Here is a 6,546-nt window from a genome sequence, read left to right on the forward strand (position 1 = left end):
CCCCCGCTCCTGGTGAGCGAGAAGCCAGGCACCAAGCGCATCGGTCATGCAGAGCAGGAACCGATGTCCCTGCGGTTCATACGTCCACTCGCGGATGCTCCAGAGATGACCACCGGGCTCATTCAACTCCAGCCGGGTGGCCAGCAACGAAGGCTTCTCCTGGAACTGGCCCGAGCACTCATAAGGGGCTGAGGTCACCCACTGATCACCGTCCAGCCACACGGCCAAGCTGTCACCAACCGCGGTGATTTGAACGGCATTGGCCTCGGGCAGATCCTGCGCAACCAGCAGCGTGGCAAAGCTCCCCCGCTCATAGGCCGCAGCCTTTGACCAGGAAAGAGTCTCCGGATCATGCATCGCTTCGTATGAGCGCGCGCACGCAGTGACCGCATCCATAGACAGCTCTTCGTCTGCGATGCGCTCAACGAGCAAACGCGCCCAGTTTCGGGCGTCGAAGGACTCGGACGCACCGTCCGACAGCACCACCCGCCCCCTCTCAGGGGCCAGGCGGTAGGCGTCCTCATTGTCATCCGGTGACTCAACGTGCTTGGCCACCGTCCCTTCGAAGAGAACGGTCAGAGCCATGGTCAGCGCAGCTGCGCAGCCCTCGTACCGATATCGAAGAAGTCCACGATCTCGGCGATCTCACCGTTGAACACAAAGCCCTTGGACTCCATCGTTGCCTTGATGCCCTTTTCCTCCGCGACCTTCTGCAGGTGGGGAGGCAGCGCACTGGACATGCGGAACAGCAGCTTGGCGTACGCGTCGCTCAGGCCCGCATCAGAGCTCGGGAACTTGACCGGGTCACCACCGCTGGTGCTCACGTGCAGGTTGAACAGCAGCACATTGCCGTCGTTGGTGCTGATCTGCTGCAGCTGCTGGGCAAGGGATTCCGGATCACCGTCGGTGGACTCGCCATCGGTGACGTGAAGCACGGTAGGCGGATAGCTGTCCGGATGCGCATCGCACCAGGCGACCAGCTCTCCGGCCGCTGTGGTGATTGCATTGCACATCGGGGTTCCGCCCGAGGCCTTGGCCTCAAACCATACGGGGAACTTGATGGACTGATCCACCAGACCGCCGGCGCCGTCATCCACCCTCTTGGTGCGGCTTTCCACACGCAGAGGATTGGCTTCGATCTGGGAGATCGGATGGAGGACCGTCGATGCCAGCCCACCACTCAGGCCATTTCCCGCTGAAGACCCGGAATAGCCCAGGACGCCGACCTCGAAGTAGTCGCGCGTGCCTTCCGACTTGGTGCATCGCGTGATCAAGGTGGCAAGGGTGCGGTTGAGCACATCTGCGACGAACTGCGCCTTGGACTTGCCGTTCTCCATCGTGTCCTGCATCGAGCCGGACTGATCGACGAGGAAAAGGAACGCGGTCGGACTGGTTCTGCTGATCTCAGCGGTGTAAGCCATGGATATCCCCTACAAGCCAGAAAGGTGGAGATCGGCGGCCATGCCTGAATTGGACGATTCCGCTTCCCCTCTCCTATCATGCCGCGCCAAGGCTGAAACCTCCACCATTAGGTCATCAATCGCTGAGTAAATTGCCCTGGCTCTCCCGACTCACACTGGCGACTGCCTACATACCCCCAAGACAATCAACGAGAACCCGATTCAATCGAAGGCCAGGCAACAGACTTTTCGATTTCTAGAGATCAAAATACCGTGCTTCACGCAACTTCCGGAGTGATTCCCAGAAGATGGAGCAACTCACGCGACAACTGCAGGATCCCCCGTGGCAACGCCCAAAGCCGGCGGTCGATACTCAATGTTGAATTCGTCTCGCGATCGGTAAAACACTGCCTGAAACTTCCTCAGGGCACTATCCAAATATGGCGCCGCGTCCTCATAGTTGTTGCTGTAACGCCCTGATTTTGAGTTGATGGTCCATCCAGACTCTGTTCGCTTGAGTTCCCCTCCAACACGCGCGGGCTTGAAACCCGTCAATGTCGGATGCCCTTGCAAACCATCCTCCCGCCCGACCAGGAGCGTTCCCTCATGGTCGATCACCCAAATGAGGAAGCCACCCACAGCCACTAACCCAGAGAACTCCTCCTCGAGGGTCTTGTCGACCGCCTCATAGTACTTGCGCAGATTTGGGTTGGCCCGAATATCGCCACTCTTAATCTCCTCTGGCTTAAGACGCATGGGCGCCCGTGGAGCACCATACGCCTTATCGAGGAATTCACCCCAAGAGTCCTTGCGGTGCGCAATTCTCCGCATGAAAGAACCAAAGAAATTGATCTCCTTGCCAGCCAGAAGATCCACCTTCGGCACCACTGTCTCAAGGGCTGAAAGGAATGCCCCAAATCGCGTTGCGTCTTGCACATACACGGCAGAAACAGCATCTCCTTGCGGAATATCGGTGGCATCAATGAGCAACAAGAATGCCGGGCCGTCCCAGTATTTGAACCGTACCACCCATTGGAATCGAGCAAGTGCACGCGACAGAAATGCAACGCGCCGCTTCCCCGGATCTGAATTCCAATCACTAAAGGACCAATTGGCCCCCTTTGGAGCGCTGCTCATTTGAAGCGGGGCATTCAAGATCTCTGCTTTGAGCTTCGAGCCTTCGACAACCTCCAGTTCGAAGGTCAGTGCTGCCTGAACACCTTCGCTATGGGCAGCCTCCATACTTCCAGCCCCCACCATCTCCTGAACACCCGCCCGATATGTGCTACAGATGAACTCGGCGGTTGCCGAGGCCAGGAATCGCGGAAGGCGTACCTTCTTGTCAGATACCGCAACCAACGATCTGAGCACAAGGAAATCCTTGGCACTTGTCCACTTTCCGTTATCGTCCTTCTCCTGTAGAGCCAGAACGACACTGCCAGCAATCGATGCGGCCTCATCACTGTGCTGCCTGAGGCGGGCCCGGGCGAAGGGCCCCAGTCTATCGTCGTGAACGTAGAGAGCCCGATCAGCGGGATTTGTCTCACACCCAACCACCGCAAGCGCATGTGGGCCCAACAAGCGTGAGCCCCCATTCTTCGTACGCTCGTGCACCTCGGCCCCTAGAATCAAGGGCATCCCGCTTCTCAGGTAGCATGAGATTAGATCAAAGACCTCGTCAGCCTTCGCGCTCTTCAGGGAATCACTATGGTGTCGGAATCCCGCTACATCTAGAGCACGCAGGATCTGCTTCTGCGTAAGTTCGTTACTCGGAAAACGATTGTTCGACCCGGCCACGAAATTTGTTGCCGCAGTTGTGATTTCGCTGCATGACGGAATGCTACGCACGGGCAAGGCAGCCACAGCGTTTAACGCGCTCCATATGGCAGTTGTAGCGCAAGCCGCGACCACCTTGTCCTGCTCCTGAAACGCGATAGATTGAACGTGAAGTTCGATTCCAAACAGGTTGACTGTGTAGCGCCTTGCCAGGTGATGCCTTGTCTCGCTATTGAAGGTTGGATAGAGGCGCAGACAAGTCTTGCCCACAAAAGTTTGAGGCAACGGCTTGATCACAGTGAAGCCTAGATACGAGCTCTCAAGCTCTTCACGCTCGGACGGCCCTATTCCTTTAGAGAGCCAGCCCTCAAAGTCCCGATGACTGTGGTTGCCAACAAAAAAGTGTAGCCGAGCGCATTTGTGCCCCTTGCTACTGAAGCGACGGACGTAGAACTTCGAATAGTCATCTAGGTAGTCCTTGTCGACATACTGCGCCTCAAGCAGCACAGTACCCGCACCAAGATCTTTCAGATACCGGTAGATGTAATCCACCTGCGGCTTGCTGAAAATCTCTGGAAACTCAGATCCAAAGCACTCTTTGATCAGATTACTGATTGCAGACTTGCCGAATTCGCAGACGAGAAAGGGGATCATTGCCAAGCCACCGAATTTTGGACAAAAAAAAGCAGCCCTGAGGCTGCTTCTTCTCGGAATTCAAAGTTACAGGCTATAGGTGCAAGCCATGTCTTCACTCGTCATCTCGAAACGAGAATTGTGATCTTCATAGCTCCGTTCTGCGGCCGCGACGAGCTCTGAGAACACAGCAGTCCGTGCCGTCTCGCCAATATCGGTATCGCAGGCAGCAGCAATCAATTCCATTGGATTCATCTGCGGACTCCTAGTCGAGAAGTAGAGTTACATGCACCTGTTGCTTTCGTGGGCGCACAAGCTGCGCACGCACAATGCAGGACAGTGACAGCTAAGCATGATACCAACACATGTGCCCGACGGCAAATGCCTAGCCGAAGCATAGCCTAGAACTCCCAACGCATGCTCCCAAGCCATGCCAGATCAGCCCCATGCCTCTTATGGCACTACGGCCTACCCACTGGCCAGGAAGCGATGAAGGGCCATTCAGCGAAGCTGGGGGGGGCGTGCAATCTCAATCCGTGCTGCGACTGACTCCCGGGCACTCGGCCTCCGACCACCGCCGGCCGGAAGCGGACGAGCCCGCGAGCAATAGCTGCGAGATACACCCGAACCGTGAAAGATCCGCGATCAACCCAGCGGCCCCCTCGTCATTTGCGAGCGACCTTCTTTGCAACCTTCCGAGCCGAAGCCTTCTTCACCTTCGGGGCGGCCTTCCCAGTTTTCTTCGCAACCTTCTTCACAACTTTGGTGGCCGTCCTCTTCTCACCGGCAGCGGGGAATCGCTCGCCAGGATTGGCTGCGCTCCAAGCCTTGCCCTCAGCCGATTTCAACCAAGCCGCAAACACCTTGGGCGTAAGCCCCCTGCCCGTCCAGGTCGCACCATCGGGCAGCCTGTACTTGGGTGCCACTTTGCCGAGCTTGCGCGCCTTCGACGGCGCCTTGGCAGCCTTGGCAGGACCGGAAGCCTCAACTTCGACACCCCGCCCGATCAGCTTTGCCACCTGTCGGCGCTGAGCAGGCGTCAGTACCTTGGCGTATTTCTGGAGCACGGCCAGAGCCTTGGGCACCTCACCGTCACGCTTCTCGACCAGCTTTTTCTGAGCTTCCAGCTGCTTGATTTCCGCGTCCAGCGATTTGAGGGTAGTCAGGGCCACAGGTTCACTCCAAATACAAGAGTGCCAAGGGTATAGCCCAGCGGCCTCGCGCGCCATCGCCGCCGGACCGGGGAGTCCCGGCCGGTGCGACTCATCGAGCAAGGGTCTCGCGGATCTTTCGCCCAGCCGGTGCTGTCCCCGCCAGAGAACAGCGGGGACAGATGCCAGGTGCTTAGAAGTGGTAATTCAGCTTCAGCGTGACGCTACTGTAGTTGGTGTTGAAGTTGCGACGGCCTACGGCCGGGTAGTTCGGGTCCTGCAGAGTCACCGGGCTGGAGCCCAGGTTGGTATAGCGGTACTCCACACCACCGGAGAGGCGATCATTGAAGCGGTACAGCACGCCTGCGCCCACATTGGTACCAGTGGAGGTGTGAGATGCGCGGTTCTCGAACTCGGCAACGCGGCAACCGTTGGTCTCCGCCACCAAGGACTTGTCACAGCCCAAGGTGAATTCCTGGTGGGCCACGGTGACGCCGGCGCTGACGTAGGGCAGCCACTTGCCTGCGGCATAGCCCAGCTTGCCGTTGACCATGCCAGAACGGGTCACCGAATCCTTGCCGTAGTACGGGCTGTACTGATTGTTCCGGCTGTCCTTCCACTCGCGGTCGATGCTGCCGAAGGTGAGAGCGCCTTCAATGCCAGCCACGACGTTGTTGTCGAACTGCCACATCCGGCCGCCCTGCAGACCGCCGGTGAAGCCACGGATGCTCTCCTTGGAGGCATCGGCGTTGCTGCGGTCCTTGGTGTGACCTTCACCGTGGGTGGCCTGGGCGCCCAGGTAGAAGCCATCCCAGTTTGCCGGTGCGGCAGAGGCGGTGCCCGTCACCAGCAGGGCTGCGGCCGTGATCACTAGTGCTTTCATTGAGATTTCCTACGTGTTGGATAAGAGGGCGTAGGAGACCCGATGTGGCATGCGCGGAACATAGAAGAAGTTCCAAAGTCGCAGGGGGCTATGTGGGACCAGGGGTGAGACTTGGTGGCAGGCAGCTGACGTTCAGACTATCGAGGTCCTGCGGCCAGTGATTCGACCGCCATGTGCGGCCAGCAGGCCTAGGCTCAACTACTGCACCATCCGGTGAATGAAGCGCCACACACAACTCCCGCGTGTTCTTGCATACGCAAGAAGGAATACCAAGATCCCAACGCCATGCCAGGCGCATGATTGAACCGGCCCGAGGACGCCTATGTTCCCGCGCGTCAGCAACGGCATCGGATTGAATGAAGTGCTAGCCAGCAAAGTGAGCGCGCCCCGTCCCCAGGGAGGACAAAAACTCAACAAAGGCTCCATCGAGAGTCACGTTGACCAGCTTGACTATTGATACCTTCATACACTCGCCATTTACAGCATTACGGCTATGACGGCTCGCGCGGCGACGTGAAACCCTCCCGCCCACCAAGCACGGCCTCCCCAGCTACAGATAGAAGAACACCCCGGTATCACGCTCAATGGCAAGCCTGTTCAGGGCGACAAGGCGACCAACCGCCTCAAGCCCAGTTGCGTCGAACACGCCTTCAAGTAGGGCTAGTGACAAAGCAAGCTCCTTGCCACCTTCGACACTCTCGTC

General features: G+C 58.1%; 6 protein-coding genes. All 6 read right to left on the reverse strand.

Going from position 1 to position 6,546, the window contains the following annotated elements; all coding sequences use genetic code 11:
* The coding region (locus DBR20_RS20300) for a hypothetical protein (protein WP_108268037.1) at positions 1–585 on the reverse strand (585 nt) is incomplete at its 3' end.
* A gap of 2 nt (positions 586–587) precedes the next feature.
* Complete coding sequence (locus DBR20_RS20305) at positions 588–1,421, reverse strand: vWA domain-containing protein (RefSeq protein ID WP_108268039.1); 834 nt, start codon at positions 1,419–1,421, stop codon at positions 588–590.
* A gap of 297 nt (positions 1,422–1,718) precedes the next feature.
* On the reverse strand, positions 1,719–3,830 hold the full coding sequence (locus DBR20_RS20310; RefSeq protein WP_108268041.1) for a hypothetical protein: 2,112 nt from the start codon (positions 3,828–3,830) through the stop codon (positions 1,719–1,721).
* A gap of 66 nt (positions 3,831–3,896) precedes the next feature.
* The gene (locus DBR20_RS22230) at positions 3,897–4,064 is read right to left on the reverse strand and encodes a hypothetical protein (protein WP_181393136.1); all 168 of its coding nucleotides are present in this window, start codon (positions 4,062–4,064) and stop codon (positions 3,897–3,899) included.
* Between the two features lie 410 nt (positions 4,065–4,474).
* Positions 4,475–4,981 carry an H-NS family nucleoid-associated regulatory protein gene (locus DBR20_RS20315; RefSeq protein WP_108268042.1) on the reverse strand — a complete coding sequence of 169 codons (507 nt, stop codon included), beginning with the start codon at positions 4,979–4,981 and terminating at the stop codon, positions 4,475–4,477.
* 172 nt (positions 4,982–5,153) lie between these two features.
* Positions 5,154–5,843 (reverse strand): outer membrane beta-barrel protein, encoded by a 690-nt coding sequence (locus DBR20_RS20320; RefSeq protein WP_108268044.1) that lies wholly within the window; start codon positions 5,841–5,843, stop codon positions 5,154–5,156.
* Between the last annotated feature and the right edge of the window lie 703 nt (positions 5,844–6,546).

The organism is Stenotrophomonas sp. HMWF023 (assembly GCF_003060985.1).
Lineage (GTDB): Bacteria > Pseudomonadota > Gammaproteobacteria > Xanthomonadales > Xanthomonadaceae > Stenotrophomonas > Stenotrophomonas lactitubi.